The organism is Pseudomonas sp. IPO3747, assembly GCF_013385245.1.
In the GTDB taxonomy this organism is placed as follows: domain Bacteria; phylum Pseudomonadota; class Gammaproteobacteria; order Pseudomonadales; family Pseudomonadaceae; genus Aquipseudomonas; species Aquipseudomonas edaphica.
Genome location: NZ_JACAQL010000022.1, coordinates 218,394 through 234,301, shown reverse-complemented (window position 1 = coordinate 234,301; position 15,908 = coordinate 218,394). Strand labels below are relative to the sequence as shown.

The 15,908-nt window shown below is 60.0% G+C and carries 16 protein-coding genes and 1 tRNA gene; 4 read left to right on the top strand and 13 right to left on the bottom strand.

The genetic code is table 11. The features are described from left to right. Positions 1–14 precede the first annotated feature (14 nt). Entirely contained in the window at positions 15–836 is an 822-nt protein-coding gene (locus tag HX790_RS22575; protein ID WP_176992179.1) for a hypothetical protein, read from the top strand. Here HX790_RS22575 and HX790_RS22570 read toward each other — a convergent pair. Continuing rightward, the gene (locus HX790_RS22570; protein WP_176992178.1) at positions 833–1,549 is read right to left on the bottom strand and encodes a tellurite resistance TerB family protein; all 717 of its coding nucleotides are present in this window, start codon (positions 1,547–1,549) and stop codon (positions 833–835) included. The two genes, HX790_RS22575 and HX790_RS22570, sit on opposite strands and share 4 nt — an antisense overlap. Positions 1,550–1,671: 122 nt before the next feature. Here HX790_RS22570 and HX790_RS22565 point away from each other — a divergent pair, with 122 nt between their 5' ends. After that, complete coding sequence (locus HX790_RS22565) at positions 1,672–2,199, top strand: DinB family protein (RefSeq protein ID WP_176992177.1); 528 nt, start codon at positions 1,672–1,674, stop codon at positions 2,197–2,199. Between the two features lie 2 nt (positions 2,200–2,201). Here the strand turns inward: HX790_RS22565 and HX790_RS22560 are convergent, their stop codons facing one another. Beyond that, positions 2,202–2,660, bottom strand: coding sequence for a GFA family protein (locus HX790_RS22560; protein ID WP_017138845.1), 459 nt, complete (start codon positions 2,658–2,660; stop codon positions 2,202–2,204). Positions 2,661–2,844: 184 nt separating this feature from the next. Between HX790_RS22560 and HX790_RS22555 the strand changes: the two genes are divergently transcribed. Next, complete coding sequence (locus HX790_RS22555; protein WP_017138846.1) at positions 2,845–3,126, top strand: hypothetical protein; 282 nt, start codon at positions 2,845–2,847, stop codon at positions 3,124–3,126. A 65-nt stretch (positions 3,127–3,191) separates the two neighbouring features. Here HX790_RS22555 and HX790_RS22550 read toward each other — a convergent pair whose 3' ends face one another. From HX790_RS22550 to HX790_RS22535, 4 genes are all read right to left on the bottom strand, one after another. Then, on the bottom strand, positions 3,192–4,427 hold the full coding sequence (locus HX790_RS22550; protein WP_176992176.1) for a cytochrome c: 1,236 nt from the start codon (positions 4,425–4,427) through the stop codon (positions 3,192–3,194). Positions 4,428–4,429: 2 nt separating this feature from the next. Further along, on the bottom strand, positions 4,430–4,969 hold the full coding sequence (locus tag HX790_RS22545) for a (2Fe-2S)-binding protein (protein WP_017138848.1): 540 nt from the start codon (positions 4,967–4,969) through the stop codon (positions 4,430–4,432). After that, the gene (locus tag HX790_RS22540; RefSeq protein WP_176992175.1) at positions 4,962–7,793 is read right to left on the bottom strand and encodes a xanthine dehydrogenase family protein molybdopterin-binding subunit; all 2,832 of its coding nucleotides are present in this window, start codon (positions 7,791–7,793) and stop codon (positions 4,962–4,964) included. The genes HX790_RS22545 and HX790_RS22540 overlap by 8 nt, the downstream gene beginning before the upstream one ends. Positions 7,794–8,169: 376 nt before the next feature. Next, positions 8,170–8,256, bottom strand: a tRNA-Leu gene (locus HX790_RS22535). A gap of 263 nt (positions 8,257–8,519) precedes the next feature. Here HX790_RS22535 and HX790_RS22530 point away from each other — a divergent pair. Then, positions 8,520–8,930 carry a VOC family protein gene (locus HX790_RS22530; RefSeq protein WP_017138850.1) on the top strand — a complete coding sequence of 137 codons (411 nt, stop codon included), beginning with the start codon at positions 8,520–8,522 and terminating at the stop codon, positions 8,928–8,930. Between the two features lie 58 nt (positions 8,931–8,988). Here the strand turns inward: HX790_RS22530 and HX790_RS22525 are convergent, their stop codons facing one another. From HX790_RS22525 to HX790_RS22495, 7 genes are all read right to left on the bottom strand, one after another. Further along, positions 8,989–9,426 (bottom strand): anti-virulence regulator CigR family protein, encoded by a 438-nt coding sequence (locus tag HX790_RS22525; RefSeq protein WP_099549898.1) that lies wholly within the window; start codon positions 9,424–9,426, stop codon positions 8,989–8,991. Positions 9,427–9,480: 54 nt separating this feature from the next. Beyond that, positions 9,481–10,032, bottom strand: coding sequence for a GNAT family N-acetyltransferase (locus HX790_RS22520; RefSeq protein ID WP_176992174.1), 552 nt, complete (start codon positions 10,030–10,032; stop codon positions 9,481–9,483). Between the two features lie 81 nt (positions 10,033–10,113). Further along, positions 10,114–10,533, bottom strand: a complete 420-nt coding sequence (locus HX790_RS22515) for a hypothetical protein (RefSeq protein ID WP_017138852.1) — start codon at positions 10,531–10,533, stop codon at positions 10,114–10,116. Positions 10,534–10,568: 35 nt separating this feature from the next. Then, positions 10,569–11,693 carry a fimbrial protein gene (locus tag HX790_RS22510; protein ID WP_176992173.1) on the bottom strand — a complete coding sequence of 375 codons (1,125 nt, stop codon included), beginning with the start codon at positions 11,691–11,693 and terminating at the stop codon, positions 10,569–10,571. Further along, positions 11,690–14,275, bottom strand: a complete 2,586-nt coding sequence (locus HX790_RS22505) for a fimbria/pilus outer membrane usher protein (protein WP_236448066.1) — start codon at positions 14,273–14,275, stop codon at positions 11,690–11,692. Before HX790_RS22505 ends, HX790_RS22510 begins: the two co-directional genes overlap by 4 nt. Positions 14,276–14,308: 33 nt before the next feature. Then, the gene (locus tag HX790_RS22500) at positions 14,309–15,055 is read right to left on the bottom strand and encodes a molecular chaperone (RefSeq protein ID WP_017138855.1); all 747 of its coding nucleotides are present in this window, start codon (positions 15,053–15,055) and stop codon (positions 14,309–14,311) included. A 74-nt stretch (positions 15,056–15,129) separates the two neighbouring features. Continuing rightward, positions 15,130–15,678 carry a fimbrial protein gene (locus HX790_RS22495; RefSeq protein ID WP_017138856.1) on the bottom strand — a complete coding sequence of 183 codons (549 nt, stop codon included), beginning with the start codon at positions 15,676–15,678 and terminating at the stop codon, positions 15,130–15,132. Positions 15,679–15,908: the final 230 nt, after the last annotated feature.

Genomic DNA, 15,908 nt, shown 5'->3' with positions numbered 1-15,908 from the left:
AAGCGAGGTGCATCATGCACAAAAAACACAGCCCTGACCGTCACGACGGGTTTGCCAAATATCGCGCGCGCCATTATCGCGGCGCTCGCCACACCCTGCTGTTGCTGCCACCGGCCAAGCGCCGCGCGCTGCAACGTAACCTGATCTTTATCGGCACCACACTGGGCCTTATTTTACTGATCGCGCTGTTTTCAAAAGCTCAGGCGGCCGGCGGCTCCTACGTGGTCGACGACGGCGGGATCAACGATCCGGGCGAGTGCAGCGTCGACGCCTGGTACACCGCCAACCGGCATCAAGGCAACATTCATAACCAGACGCTTAACCCGGCGTGTACCTTCAGCGCGCTACCTGCCGTGGAATGGAGTGCAGCACTGTCGCGCGCCAGCAATGCGGGGGAAGCCGAGACGCAAATCAGCCCGCAGGTAAAGGCCCAAGTGTGGTCGCAGGAGGCGTTGGGGCTGCAAATCGCGGTGTCTGCCACCAGCCACTTTGCCCTGGACCGCCAGCATGCATTCGACGGCGCGGACTTTAATGTACCGTTGACCTGGCAACCGGTGCAGGCATTGCGCCTGAGCCTCAATGGCGGCTGGACCCATGCCTATAATGGCGGTGAACAAAACCACCGCCTGACGTGGGGCGCAGGCTTTGAGTACCAGTTGGCAGACGCGCTCACGCTGATCGGGGAGCGCTACGGCCAGGAAGGCGGCGACCAGGCTTGGCAGGCCGGGCCGCGGTTCCATGTGGGCAAGCTGTTGGATGTGGATGTAGTGGTCGGGCAGAGCCTCACCGGTGATCACAACCAATGGTTGACCACCGGCGCGACCGTGCGTTTTTAAGGTTTTTTAGCTTGCTGCTCCAGGTGTAGTTGCAACTCTGGTTCGAGTCGCAACTGCGCCGCCAGTTCGTCTAGATAGCTGCGCTCCTTCGGCGCCTGGTCATTGACCAGCATCACGCTGGCCAGGTAGACCTCGGTCGCCAGCGCCGGGTCAGCGGCATATTCGGCAAAATCGGCGGCATTCAGCGGCTTGGCGACTTCTTCGTCGAGCCACTGCTGCAACTCAGGGTCGTCGGTATGGCGGCCTATCTCGGCTGAGATCATTTGCTTCTCGTTGTCATCGATACTGCCGTCGGCCTTCGCTGCCGCAATCAGAGCGCGTAACACCGCATGGCTATGAGCTTCAGCTTCCTGACCATCTAGCTGGTCAACCGTCTGGATGGCTTGCTGCGGTGCGCTGGCCTGCTGGCGTTGCCAGGCCTGGTACGCCTGGAAAGCCGCCATGCCCAAGGAGGCCAATGCTGCGTAGTTCATCCCACCGGAGCGCGTTTGGGGGGTGCCACCTGCAGGTGCACCGCCCAACAATCCGCCCAGGCCACCTAATAAACCACCCAGCCCACCGCCTGCCGAAGCGTTGGTGCCGCTGGCGGAGCTGTTCAACAGGCCGCCCAGCAAGCCACCCAGGCCGCCGAGCCCACCGCCCTGCGCACCGCCTGAGCCGCCGCCTTGCTGGCTGGCACGCAGCAGTTGTTCCAGTAAATTGCCGGTATTCATGGTGTCACTCTCCCGCAGCGTAATATTGGCGTTCAACAACCATAGCCCGCCTGCGCAGGAACACCAAGACCGCCGAGCGGGCACGCCTTATGATGGCCTCACCACGTTGAAGGAGAAACCTTGTGAACCGTCTTGAGCACATAGTGTTGATGGCTGACTACAACCAGTGGATGAACCGCAAAGTCTATGCCGCCGCCAGCCAGCTTACCGACGCAGAGCTGACCACGGACCGGCAGGCGTTCTTCGGCTCGATCCTCGGCACACTCAATCACCTGACGCTGGGGGACACGGTGTGGCTCAAGCGATTTGCCGAGCATCCGACAGGCTTTGCCCGGCTGGCGCCATTAACGTCGATTGCCACGCCCTCTGACTTGAAGCAACTGGCTTTCGCCAACCTGCGCGAGCTGGCGGCCCGCCGCACCTGGCTGGACCAACTGATCATCGACTGGGCCAACAGCCTGCGCGAGCCCGATCTGGACCAGCGCCTGCAGTACCACAACATGCGCGGCGTGGCGAACCACAAGTCGTTCTTCGCGCTGCTGGTGCATTTTTTCAACCACCAGACCCACCACCGAGGCCAGGCAACCACGTTGCTGACCCAGGCGGGCGTGGACGTCGGTGATACCGACTTGCTGGCCCTGATTGATTGAACTCAGCGGGCACTGAAGGTGGCGTAAGCCTGCATCAAGCGCGGGAAGTCCTGCGGCTCGGGCAGTTGCGCGAAGCTTTCGAGCGCCGGCGTCGCGGCCCAAGGCAGTTTTTCGCTGGTCCAGGTTTCCATGAACGGCACATAGTCGCGGGCGTTATCCAGCAAGGTTGCGCGCACATTGACGAACTCATCGATGCCATGGGGGCGCGTAAACAGCCAGCTCATGCAGTGCGGGCAGCAATAATGGCGGTCCACGCCGTGCAAGCCACCTATCACCGGGCAACCCTGGGTCACGGTGAAGCCTGCGGCCGGAATCAACGCGCTAAGGGAAAACGCACTGGCGGTCATCTTCTGGCAGCCGTTGCAATGGCACGCCATGGTGATTACCGGCGGCAAACTCACACTGAAACGCACCCGGTTACAACGACAACTGCCTTCCAGCGGCAAGGTTTCGACGCTCATCACTCACTCCTTTTCATGATTGTTGGCACCGCAGGGTAACGTGAACTGCCCCCGGAATAAAACCGAACGCCGCGCCGCCTGCGAGGTCACAACCCTGAGGGTGCGGGGTTGTTTGCCCGCGCCCTGCCCACGCGCCGCCGCTGCTTTATGGCCGCGCGTACCCCCATAAGAAGGAGACGCTTACATGGTCACTCACTTCAAGGTCGCCGGGCATCTGGCTTGCGGCCATCACGGCACCAACCTCACGTCCAGCACCGAGCTGAACCGAGTCAAATGCCGCACCTGCCGCAATACCGACGCCTACAAAGAAGCGCGCCGCACCCAGCGCAACGCTGCCCGCCGCTCCGCGCGCAAAGCCAAAACCCATACTGCCGTTGACTGGCGCAGTGCCTGGACGCAACGCCTCACCGACTTGCCTGGGCTGCAGCGCCTGCCACGCGGTTTCAGTGGGCAGCCATTTGTCTGAGCTGTTCAGGCGTTGAAAACAGATTAACCCGGTTCCCATCGGGATCCTGCAGCAGATGCTAGGTGTCAGTGCGCCTTGTGCTCGGCTGGCGGTGCATCGGCCTGCAACTTCTGCACGTCGCTGACCGCCAGCTCACTCGACTGGCCACCCCAACCCTGGCGCAGATAGTTGAGCAGGTCGGTCAGCTGTTGGTGATTGAGCTTGTCGGCAAAGCCCGGCATCGGTTGCATGCGCTCGAACCCGGTGAATTGCTGCTCGCCGATGCCGTCCTCGATCACCCGCAGCAGGTTGCGCGGGTCTTCCAGGCGCAGCGTGGTGTTGCCGCGCATGGCCACCGCGATGTGCGGCTTGCCCTCGCCGTTCGGCGCGTGGCAACCGGCGCAGACGTTCAGATAGTCCTGGCGGCCGCGTTGGGCGCTTGGGCTCATGGCGTCCAGCGACGTCTCGCTCAGCACCTTGGCCACCGGCGGTTGATCGCCCAGCAGGAAAGTCGCCATGGCGGCCATGTCCGGATCGCTCAGGCCCTGGGTGCTGTTGTGGAACACCGGGAACATCTCATTGAACATCGTGCCCTGGGCACTCATGCCGTGCTTGAGGAACGTGCTCAGGTCCTGATGATTCCAGCCGCGAGCGGCCAGGTCATTGGCCAACAGGCTGGGTGCCAGATAGCCATTGAGCAGGCCGCCGGTCAGGCGTTTATCCTGCTGCATTGCGCCGGGCAAGCCCCGAGGCGTGTGGCATTCGCCGCAGTGGCCGAGCACCTCGACCATGTATTGGCCACGCTGGAATGCTTCACTTTTGCCCTCGGTCGGGGCAAGTTTTACATCCTTGCCGTAGAGCATGTTCCAGCCCATCAGGCCCAGACGAACGTTGAACGGAAAGCTCAGGCGGGTAACCGGCGCCGCACGCTCGATAGGCTCGATGGTTTTCAGGTACGCATGGATCGCGTCCGAATCTGCACGGGGCATCAGGTGGTACGAGGTGTACGGCATTGCCGGGTACAGATTCGCGCCATCCCGGCGTTTGCCTTCGGTGAGCGCGGCGAAGAATTCGTCATCGGTGTACAGGCCAATGCCGTGCTCTTTGCTCGGGGTGATGTTGGTGCCATAGATGGTGCCGAACGGCGAAATGATCGGCAGACCGCCTGCAAACGGTGCGCCACCCGGTGCGGTGTGGCAGGCCATGCAGTCAGCGGCGCGGGCGAGGTATTCGCCGCGTTTGACTTGATCATCCGCGTGCGCCAACAACACCGGCGTAGCCAGGCCAACCGCCAGCGCAAGACGGGAAAGTAGTTGCTTCATGCTTAACCCTCCTTGACCAGGCCGAGATCGGTCAGCACGTTGCGGGTCGCGTTGTAGTAACGCACGTAGCCGGTGCAGCGGCAGATGTGGTGGCCGAGGCTGTCCTCAATGACTTTTTCCAGCTGGCTTTTGACGATGGGCTGACGCTGCAGCTTCTCGACCAGCACGGTCGCGGCATTGACGAAACCCGGCGCGCAGTAGCTGCACTGGAAGGCGAATTCATCGACAAAACGCTGCTGGATCGGGTTCAGCTCAGTGACTTTACCCTGATCGTCGCGGGTTGCGTGGCCTTCGATGGTGCGGACTTTTTTGCCTTCGAAATAGTGTGCCCCCGTGATGCAGGTGCGCACTTCTTCGCTGGTGCCGTCCGGGTTGTCGACGATCACCACACAGGCGTGGCAAATGCCCTGGCCGCAGCCGAGGCGCGAGCCAGTGAGGTTTTTGTATTCGTGCAGGTAATCGATCATCGGCAGGTCATCAGGGATGTCCACCGGGCCGACGGATTGACCGTTGAGGGTCAGTTGAAACGGACGGTTAGCCATTGAGGGCCTCCTTGATGCGCGCAGAAGTGATGGGCAGGTCGCGGACACGTTTGCCGATGGCGTGGGCCACGGCGTTACCGATGGCGCCGACAATCGGGATCATCACCACTTCGGCAATGCCCTTGGACGGGTCGCTCGGCGACAGCGGCGCCAGGATTTCAGCCGTCTGGTTCCACACCGCAACGTGGCGAGCCATCGGCAAACGGTAACGGTTGAAATTCCAGTCACCCTCCCCCGGCCCGCCTTCGTACAGCGGCATCTCTTCCATCAACGCATGGCCAATGCCCATGGCGATCCCGCCTTCGAGCTGACCCTTGACCAGCTCTTCCACCAGCACCCGACCGCACTCGACCCACGAGTGATGGTTGAGCACTTGCACGTCGGCGGAGCCCTTGTTCACTTTCAATTCCACCAGCGTCGCGACCGGGCTGTAGTAAGTCACCGCCGCGTTGTTCAACTGGGTGTCCGGGTAGTGGACGTTCTGGCGATCCAGCAGGTGGAAACCGTTGCTGGTCATTTGCGCCAGTTTCGCCTTCGGCGCGCCGTCGCCGTACTTCACGGCCAGACCGTCGAGCGGCAGGCGTTCACGCACGCCGTCGATGCTGTAATCGGCCTCGGCCCAGCTCCAGCGGTTGAAGCCGTGCACGGTAGCGCCGGTCACCAGGCCTTTTTCATGGGCATGTTTGGCCAATTGCTCAAAGCTCAGCGGCTGCATGCCGTTGGCGGTGAGTTTGCCGTCCACCCAATGTGCGTCTTCGCGGCGCACCACGTATGGGTTGGCCTGGCCGCCGTAAGGGCCTTGGCCCCAGATCTGCAACGCCGCCGGCCACAGGCCGTGGTTGAACAGCACCCGAGAGGCTTCACGGGTGGCGTGGCTGAAGTAATACGCAGAATTGGTCGCCGACGAGGCCGACGCCAGTTTGCCGACCCAACGTGGGTTGCGCAAAAAACCATCCTGCTCGGCCTGGCTCATGACGTAAGGGTTGCCGCCAGTGATCAGTTGCAACTCTTGCCATTCGGTTTCGCCGGTCTTCACTTGCGTGGCCGGAATGCCGATGAAATCCGCCACCACCAGCGCTTGCGAGGTGGACATGCCGGTGCCGATTTCAATGCCGATATGGCGCAACGTCACGTGGCCTTCGGCGGTGAATTCGATGCTGGCCATCGGTGCCTCGGAACCGGTGCCGAAGTCTTTCTGGCAGATGGCAAAACCCACGCCATACCAGTTATCCGGGTCAGCGGCTTCGCGCGTCTTTTTGATTTGGTCGCGGTTTTTCCAGACGTCGTGGGCAGCCGCTTTGTCGAGAATCTCGTGTAAGCGCAACGCCCCGGCCGGCACCGCGCCCTGGGTGTTTTTCATGCCCGAGAGCATGGCGTTTTTCTTGCGCAGGTCGATGGCGTCGATGCCCAGACGCCCGGCGATTTCGTCGACCATCATCTCGGTCGAGGCCATGCTCTGCAGGGTGCCGTAACCGCGCATCGAACCCGCTTCAACCGCGCGGGAATGGTAGGCCGTGACCTGCAAATCGTTCTGCGGCATGTAGTAAATCGACTGCGCTGCCGTGGCGCCAACCGCCGCCACCGAAGGGCTGTAGTTGATCCGCCCGCCGCCATCGACGTTCATCTCGGCGCGAAAAATCTGGAAACTGTGATCGTTCTTGTCCACCGCCAATTGGTAACGGATGTCGAACGGGTGACGCTTGATGCCACTCTGGAACTGCTCATAGCGGTCGTTGGCCAGGCGCACCGGGACACCGGCGCCATACAACGCGGCGAGGGCTGCGTAGTAGACAAAAATGTTGTGGTCCTTGGAACCGTAACCAACGGTGTAGCCCGGGTGCATGTTCAGGCTCGCCAGGCCGAAGCGCGATGGCGCGATCATTTTTGCGGTTTCGGTGGCGGCTTCCAGAGGGCACTGAGTCGCGACGACAAAGTGCAAGGTTTTGGTGGCCGGGTCGTACCAGCCGTTGCCGTTGTCCGGTTCCATCGCCGCCGGTTCAATCGACGGGGTTTTGTAGCGCTCGTCGAACACCAGCCAGTTGTCGGGCGGCGCGTCGATTTGCTGCTGCATCCGGTCGGCGTAAAACAGCCCGCGCTCGGTCAGGTTGCCGTGCAGGTCCGGCTGGGAATTCCATACCGGGCGACGGTTTTTCAGCATCGGGAACAGGATCGAATCCTTGAGGCTGGCGAATTCATCCTCGTCCGCCGAGGTCGCACCGCCGACGCGCACGTAGCGGAAGCTGCCGTATGGGTCACGTTCGTAGTACGGCACCTGGGCGCCGTAACGGATGGCTTTGTCATTGAATTTGAGTTTGGCCTTGGCCTGGCGGAAACGCTCGAAGTCGTTCCAGATCAGGATCGCCACAGGATGACCGATGAACATCGGCACCTTGCCTTCCGGCAGCAGCGGATCCGGCGCGTGTTCTTCCGGGAAGACGATACCGTCCTTGTCCAGGTCGGCGGCGGTCACAATGCGGTCAGGCTGCAAGTCGGCACCGAGCCACGACAGATCGTAGCCGGCGTAGATGCGATCGGCCTTGGTTGTCTTCAGCAACATGGCGTGGCCCTGCTGCTGCGGCCAGCCCGGCATGTCCTTGGCGCGGATGTCGCGGGCAAAGACTTTGCTGCCGCAGACCTTGGACAAGGCGTCGTTACGCGAGCGCGCCTTGCCGTTGTTGCCCAGCCATTGCTCGGACGGCACGGTCACGCTGTTTTCCATCAAGGCAGCCAGCGCCTGGGTGCTGAGCGGTGTAAGCGTCACGCTCACACCCGCCACCAGCCCGCCCTGAAGGAACGAGCGCCGGGAGATATCACGGTTGGACATGGATCATCCTCTGGGCGGTTATGGGTCCGCCCTTTTAGTTATGTTCTGGGGGTCTCGATCCTTGCAGGAGCGCTTTCGCTGGAAACAAAAGGCTGGAGTTGACAGTGCAAAGCTGACCGAAAGGTTAACTTTATAGGTTTCTGCGCCTGCCGCAAACAATCTGTTACAAAAACCGAACAAAGAATCAACGCGTTGCCGCTTTGCTCTGAGTAAAAGCAAAGGTCGCGAAGGATCAGGGGAATGTCAGGATGGCTACACACGCAAAAGGATCGGCAAACAGGTCATGCCGACAAAACGAGCGGTGGAGTTTTCTAATTTGGGGGAGCACAAACGAAAAAGGGCTCGCATGAAAAATCATGCAAGCCCTTGATATCTATGGTGCCCGAACCCGGAATCGAACCGGGACGCCCTTACGAGCGGGGGATTTTAAGTCCCATGCGTCTACCAGTTTCGCCATTCGGGCGGTAGCGCGATGTTGCAGGGTTGGGAATATATAGACCCCGGCGCTTGGATGCAAGGTCGAGGCGCACCTTTATCGTGCTCTTCCTGAGCTGAAAAACCTTGTCAGATCAGTGATCTACGCAGCCAACCTGGCATTGCACCAAGCGGGTTGGGTGACCGTCCTGGGCCGATGCCACGGGTTAAATGCAGCACTCGTTTTCCAGAATCAGCTAAGTTGAAGACTTTGGCGACACCAAAACCAATGATCAAACAGGAATGATCGCAATGCGCACCTTTTCAATCCAACATATAGATCATGTTGTTTTACGCGTGAAAGACATCACCCGCAGCCTGGCGTTTTACACCTCGGTACTGGGCTGTGAGGTCAAAAAACGCCGTGACGACCTCGGCATGATCCACCTGAGTGCCGGGACGTCCCTGATTGACCTGGTCGATGTGAACGGGTCGATCGGCCGTGAGGGTGGGGAGCCGGCGGGCAAGCAGAGGCATAACGTCGATCACGTTTGCCTCAGGGTTGAGCCTTTTGATGAGTCCGCGATTCTCAACCACTTGGCTGAGGCGGGTGTGTTTGCGGAAAAGGCGCAGAAGCGCTATGGCGCAGACGGGACAGGCTGGTCGATTTACTTCAACGATCCAGATGACAACCGGATCGAGCTGAAGGGCCCTGCCATTTAGTCTGGTTGCTTAGAGGGCGGCGAACGATACGTTTATCGTGCGCTAGGCTTTCAGCGCACTAGTCAAAAGCGCCGTTAAGCACTTCGTAGATGATCCCGGAAGCAATTGCCACGAGGATCAAATCCGTGCCTGCCTGCTGCCATTCGTAGCCGTCGTAATGAGGCAGCCTGCCGAGTAATCGGCCGTCCAGTTTTTTTGCGATCCCTGGAGGCAGCGGCTTTCCTCGAGCGAGGTTCTTTTGTACGCCAGGTGGCAGTGATGGGCCAGGCCGCCAATAATCACGATAGCCACCCAGCACGCCTAGCACGCTGCCTCGATCAATGCTGGGAGCATATTGCGAATCGCCGCCTTTGCCCTTCTTGCCCTGCCCCCCATGGCCGTTGCCGTTGCCATGGCCTTGCCCCTTCCCGTTACCAGGATCAGCCAACGCCGTCGCCGAGCCCGCGACCAGGGCAATGCAAGTGATGACGACTACCAACGAGCGAGATTTGAACATGATCATTCACTCCAGAAGGGACTGCCCTTTTGAATATAGATCGAATTGCCGAAATCAGTAGCGCTCGCCCATTACGGAGCGCTCAAATGCAGCCCGCTCAACTTTATAAAAACGATTCTCTTGCGAACGCCCTGCGAAGGTTTTTATTGAGGTATGCGAAAGCTGCCCGCCGATTTTCTCCATCGCCCGCTGCGAGCGAATATTGTCGGCGCCGACGTGGAACCATACGGTATCGACCCACTGAAAGGCGTGCTTGAGCATCAGTTGTTTAAGCTCGCCATTGGCCCCGCCGCCCCATTTTTCACGGGCCAGAAACGTGTAACCGATGGCCACCTCACGTTGCGGCTCACTGAAGTCGTAGTAACGAGAGCTGCCCACCACCCTGTTGCTCTCAAGGTCGATCACCACCAGTACGCTGGGGGATGCCAGCGCCTGCTCGAACCATTCGCGAAACACCGGTTCCTGGTAGCGCGTGGGGCTGGGGTGCTGGGCCCAGATCAACGGGTCGCAGGCGACGCCATACAGGGCCTCGAAATCCCCGGTTTCCAGCGGGCGCAGCTCAAGTAACACACCCTTGATGGAGGGCGGGATGGGTAGCGATTGCATCACTGTACTCCAGGCGCTGACAGTGCCAGATCATCGCGCATGGGCGATGGCATTCGCAACAACCGGTGAGCCACCGTGAAGCTACACCCCCACTTCTCTGTTGCGTGCAGTGGCCACAAGGCTGGGATCAACCCTGGCCATGAGCTGGGTGAGCGTGTCGAGGTCCGGCAACGGCAATGCACTGATCAATACCTTGTCCTGACGGCACACCAGAAACGCCGGGATACCCGATTGCCTTTCATCGTAGATCATTGCGTAACGCACGTACGGGTTGTCCATGCAGAACGAAAACAGATCAAATTTCACGCCTTTCACCAGTGAAGCGTTGATGATCAGCAGGTCCAAGGGTTCGCAGTCATACTCCAGCGCGCTTAATACCTCCTCCAGCCGGTGCATCGGCGCAATCCGGTAGTAACCCAGATGGTTCAGGGCACGCTCGATCCTCAACCGGGAGAAATGCTGGTCATCTGCGATCAGAATCCTGAGTGCTTTATTTGGCATCTTTCGCATCCTCGCGATTAGTCTTACGTACTCCATCACTGATAAATAATCGTAAACGTTGCCGACGCGTTGGCCGGCCCCGGCGTGACCTTGGACTGGGTTTGCAGATAACGGGCGCGCAACGGGATTGAATAGCTGCCCTCGGTCGCTCGCAGGGCCAGGCCACTGTTTTGATTCGTCGCTAAAGGCAAGCCGATTCCGTTAGGGGTTGCAACCTGCACACCTACGCCTGTGGCGGCAGGTGCACTGCCGCCCGTTGTAGAGTCGAGGCTCAGCACGCCATTGCCTCCGTTGATCGCAGTCCGCGCCGGGTCGACGCGATATTGCAGGGTGTTATTGACCACGGTGCCAGGCGTGCTGCTGCCGGAGGGTGAATTGCCGCTCTGGGAAATCCAACCGGGACCTGTGGTCCTGAAGGTCCCCGTAAACGCCGGGCAATCATTTAATCGAATGGCAAAATCGACCCAGGCGCTGGCAGTGTTGACTCCGGTAAATGTCTTGGTCTGATGTGTACCCATAGGGACGTTCACATCCGGCGTGCTGCAGGTGCGCGAAACAATCTGGATAGTGCCGGAGATACCCATTTTGAAGCCCAGCATTCTGGCGTCGCCAAAATTGCCAAATAGGCTCACGGTCGGCAACGTATTGCCCACCAACACGCCCGGTTCCACATCGCCCAGTTTGATTAATACCAATTCAAAATTGGAAGGTCCGTCAAACGGGACCAGGCACCGCCAGCCCGGCGTACACGAGGTCCAAATTTTGCTCGTTGCCCTTGGCAGAGGGCCGCCCGTGCTAGTGAAGGCGACCCCTAGTCCTTGAATGCTGGTTCTGTAGACTTTGTTGGCATACACCCCGCTGGTCACATTGGCCAGGCCATAGCCCGAATCAACCGTAAACTCGGTCGACTGTTCATATGGGGCATACAGGCACTCCAGCTTTACCGCCTGGCCCGCTGCCATGCTGAACTTCTGTCGATAAACTTCGGCGCCTACCGGCACATCGCGCCCGACGGTGATCGCCGATATTTGCAACGGCATGGAGCCATTCGCTGGCTGGATGCCATTCATGTAGGTGCACGTGACCGCCATGGCCGTGTCGGCTGCTACCCACAGTGCGATGACTGCCAATCCCGAGTTGATCAAAGCCCTGATGTTCATAACGGTACCTTTTGCATAGTGTTGGGCCGCACGCGGTCAGCGACCTGTTTGCCTGCCGCACACACGGCGTCCAGCTGCTGCAACTGCTGGCCCTCGCCCGGGCCCGGTGGAATGACCAACGCACACTGCTGGTGCGCTTTGCTGCCCCAATTGATCAGCAACTGGCGGGTGTCCGGCTTGATGCGTGCGTAGAGCTGACCGCCCTGCCCGACCACGCCCACCGTGGCGCCTTCGCCGTCCGTTACGCCGGCACCGAACGGCAAACTGTTGCCATCGTCCAGGCGCACATTGAGCAGTACTGCCCGCCCCTGGTTGGTGGTGTATTTGAGGTGCACTACGGCGCCGGCACGCGGCGCGACCTGCTGGCTGGTTTCGTTGAATTCAACGTCCAGGGAACTGCCGATCGGGTCGATGGCGACCTCGTTCAATTCATAGGGGCGCAAATACGGCACCACGGCGTTACCGCTTGCATCAAGCCTCAGACCTGGATAGCCCGACACCTTGGCACCCTGCGCACCCGGCGCGCTGATCACCGCCATGGTCTCGCCACGATAAGGCGTCATGGTCATACCGTCGGCATGGGCCACCAGCGTGCCGCTGGCACCCACGGAAGCACTGGTGTAGCCGTCGCCACGCCCCAGTGCGGCACTGAGCATCGCCCTGGCACCGGTGTACTGCCCGTTGAGCGCTACACTTTTGCTATTGCTGCCACCGTCATGCCCGAAGGTTGCGCCGTAGCCGTACTGGCGATCGTCGCCCGCGGTGCCGCTGATGCCGGCCTGCTCGCTGTAGTTGCCGCGCGTGTCACGGCCAACCTGCGCCGTCATCTGTGGGCCATAACCAGATCCACCAAACTCCAGGGGCATGCTCATGGTCAGCAGGAAGCTGTTCTCCATATCGCCCAGGCCCATGCGGCTGCGATTGGCGTTCACGCTGAAACTCACGCGATTGAATTGCTTGCTGTAGCTGAACTGGTACTGCACATCACTGCCCGGCTGGTTCCAGTAATTCTGCGCATAGCCGCTAAGAGTCACTTGGCCCCAAGGCCCCAACGTCTGGTCTGCGGTGATGGACAGGCGGCTGCGCGGACGTCCGAACATACGGGTGTCCCAACCATTTTTCTCGGCATCCACCAGTTGCACGGCATTGCTGAAATCCAGGTAGTCACCGGTAGAAAAACGGTAAGCCGCCACCGAGAAGTTGCTGCCGGTACTGAGTACATTCTTGCTATAGGACACACGCATGCTCTGCCCTTTGGCCGTCCCGGCAGCCAGCTCGGTCTGTGCGTGAGTCACGTCCACCGCCATGGCGCCGATGGGCGTGCCAAACGCCAGGCCCGTGAGCAGCGCCGTGTAGTGGTCGCTCGACTGCAGGCCACCGAAGCCTGTGAACGTGTTGTTCAGGCCATATTGCAGCGTGCCTTGCAGCACGCGTGCCTGTTGGTCGACAAAGTTGTTGCGGGTTTCACCGGCGGTGAAGCTGAACCGCGAGGTACCGGGGCGCAACAACTGGCTGACCGAGGCATAGGGCACGATAAAGTTTTGCTCGGTGCCGTCTGCCTCGGCAACGCTCACGTTAAGGTCTCCGCCGTAGCCGGTGGAGTACAGGTCATCGATCACGAAAGCACCCGGCGCTACGGTAGTTTCCAGCAGGACGTTGCCGGCCTGGCGAATGGTCACGCGGGCGTTGGTGCGGGCAATGCCACGGATGACCGGGGCATAACCGCGCATGGAATCAGGCAGCATGCGGTCATCGCTGGCCAACTGCACGCCGCGAAAGGACAAGGTGTCGAAGATCTCGCCACTGGTGTTGGACTCCCCCACCGTCAACTGGCTTTTCAGCGCCGTCACATCACGTTGGGCGTAGGTGTCCAGAGCCTGGTACTTGTTGCCCTGGCGCGACTGCCAGCTCATCGACGCGTTGTGGCGCAGGCGCCAGTCACCCAGATTAAGGCCCGCATTAAGGCCCATGAACGCCGAGTCATAGTCGCCCGTGCGGGTGCGATTACGGTTGGCGTTGAAGGTGTAACTGAGCATGCTGGCGGTCACACCGCGGTCCCATAGCTCAGGGCTGACGTAACCCCGGGAATTACGCTTCAAGGCGGCCTGAGGAATGCTGAGGTCGAGCGCCTGGTTCTCCGGTGAAAAACTCGCACTGGCACCTTGGATCAAACTGCCCAAAGACACGCAGCCTGTGGTGTCCAGCGGTTCGGACAGCTTGGACATGTCCACGCCCTGACGTTCAAGCAAGCCATGGTCCATGCACACCACCGGTTTGCTGCCGTCGGGCTGGGCCTCAATGCGAATGTCCTGGCGGCTGTTCAACTGGCCGTTGAGCAACACATCGGCGCGGTATTGCCCCGGCGTCACCGGGTTGCCGGTCTGGTATTTACCCAGGTCGAGGTTACGCGAGTCCTCAGGCAGGAATGCGTCGTTGAACTGCACCTCTTGCGCCAATGCGCCCTGTATTCCCCATGCACCAGGCGCGATGGCCAGCACCTTGAGCACCAAGGCTGTAAGCGGATTCAAGGCAAAGCGAGGCTGCGCCCGCAGGGCAAGCCTGGAGCTGGAAGAGGTTTGCATAATTAACTCGCGTGTAAAGACGTCAGGAGTTGATCAAGGCTTGAGTGCTTTCCGAGTCGGGATCAGCGCGCCGTAATCGTTGATGGCGTTGAACTCCACTTGGGCATCGGCGGCAGGCCGAGTCTTGAGAGTCGGCAGCGGGAACTGTCGGGTTTCACCCGGAGCGACCATGCCGTCCTCACTGCGAGCACGTACTGAGCCCGACACCAGTTCCAGTTCAACCAGCGATACGTAAAAGGCCGACGGGTTGAACGCCTGCAAAGCCAGGCCCAAGCCATCACGGCTGGAAACCACTTGCCATTGCACCTGTTCAATCGCTTCAGTGGCGGTTCCGGGCAACTCGGTGGGGCGATAGAACAGCTTGATCCGCGAGCGAAATGCCATTTGAAGGGTGTTAAGGTCCTCACCCGCCTCGGGCTTGGGCGGAATTTCCAGTACGTTCAGCCAGAACACCGACTCCTTGTCCGAGGCCAACGCCGCCCCCGTGAACAATACCCGCAGGCTTTGGCCTTTGGCCGGGTCGATACGTGCCACCGGCGGCGAAAGCAGAAACGGTGCCTTGGAACTAGTGGGCGTGGACTCGACACTGCCAGTATCGATCCAGGCTTGCATCAGTGCAGGCTGCGTGCCGTTGTTATTGAGTTTGACGGTGACTTCCTTCTGGCCAGCCGGGTAGATCACCCGCGTGCCGGTAATCACCACGCCCGCAATGGCTTGGGCGCTTGCCAGGGCCAGAAGGCTTGCCAGCAGCAACTGTTTGAGTGGAAGTTTGCAAGGCATGACAGTGTCCCATCGCCGCCAGAAAACACGCCCTTTTATCGACCACACAGGGCGTGTGTTCATTGGCGAGCGACTTACTGATAATTAATGGAGTACGTCACGTTACTGATAACGGTGCCCGGCGTAGTTGCGGCCTGGGCGTAGTACTGGACGGCGTAAGGCAGGTCGGCACTCAGTGTTGTTGTATCGATGCTGATACGGCTGGTAGACGCCACTTGCCCGGTGTCACCGGCTTTGATGGCTTTACCATTTGAGGCGTCAACCAATTGCAGTTGCGCCTTGGTGGCGGTGCCGCTCAAGTTCTTCAAGTTGCCGCTGGCCGGGTCCACCGAGCCACCTGCTTCAAAGAACGCAGAGGCGGTTTTAAGCGCCGCAGAGCACTTGCTCAGTTGAATGCTGAACCCGGTCTGGCCCGCCACTTGGCCCTGTGCAGCCAGCGAAGCGGTCGAAATCGTCGGCAGCGTGACGGTGCTGCCTGCTGAACCTGCCGCGCCATTGACTGCGACTTGGCAAGTTTCGGCTTTCAGTTCGCCGTTGAAGTTGATAGTACCGTCCGACGCCATGGCGGCGGAGGTGGCGGTGGCGGCGACCAGTACAGCGAGGACGCGGGCTTTGTAATCCATGAGTAACTCCAAGAGCGCAAGATGCTGAGTAGAGAGTGAGTTCCCTGTTGCAGGAGAACTGCTGTGTTGTTGCGGAGTTAAGTGTAAGGAAGTCACCGAACTGTCCAAATAGGACTGCTCCGAAAAAGCAACTAAGCCCTGCAGATTTTAATTAATTAACTTGGCGATGCCCGCGCAAAACAATTCAATCTGCCGAGGAAGGTTTTTATTCTGCAGACAACTTTATGGTC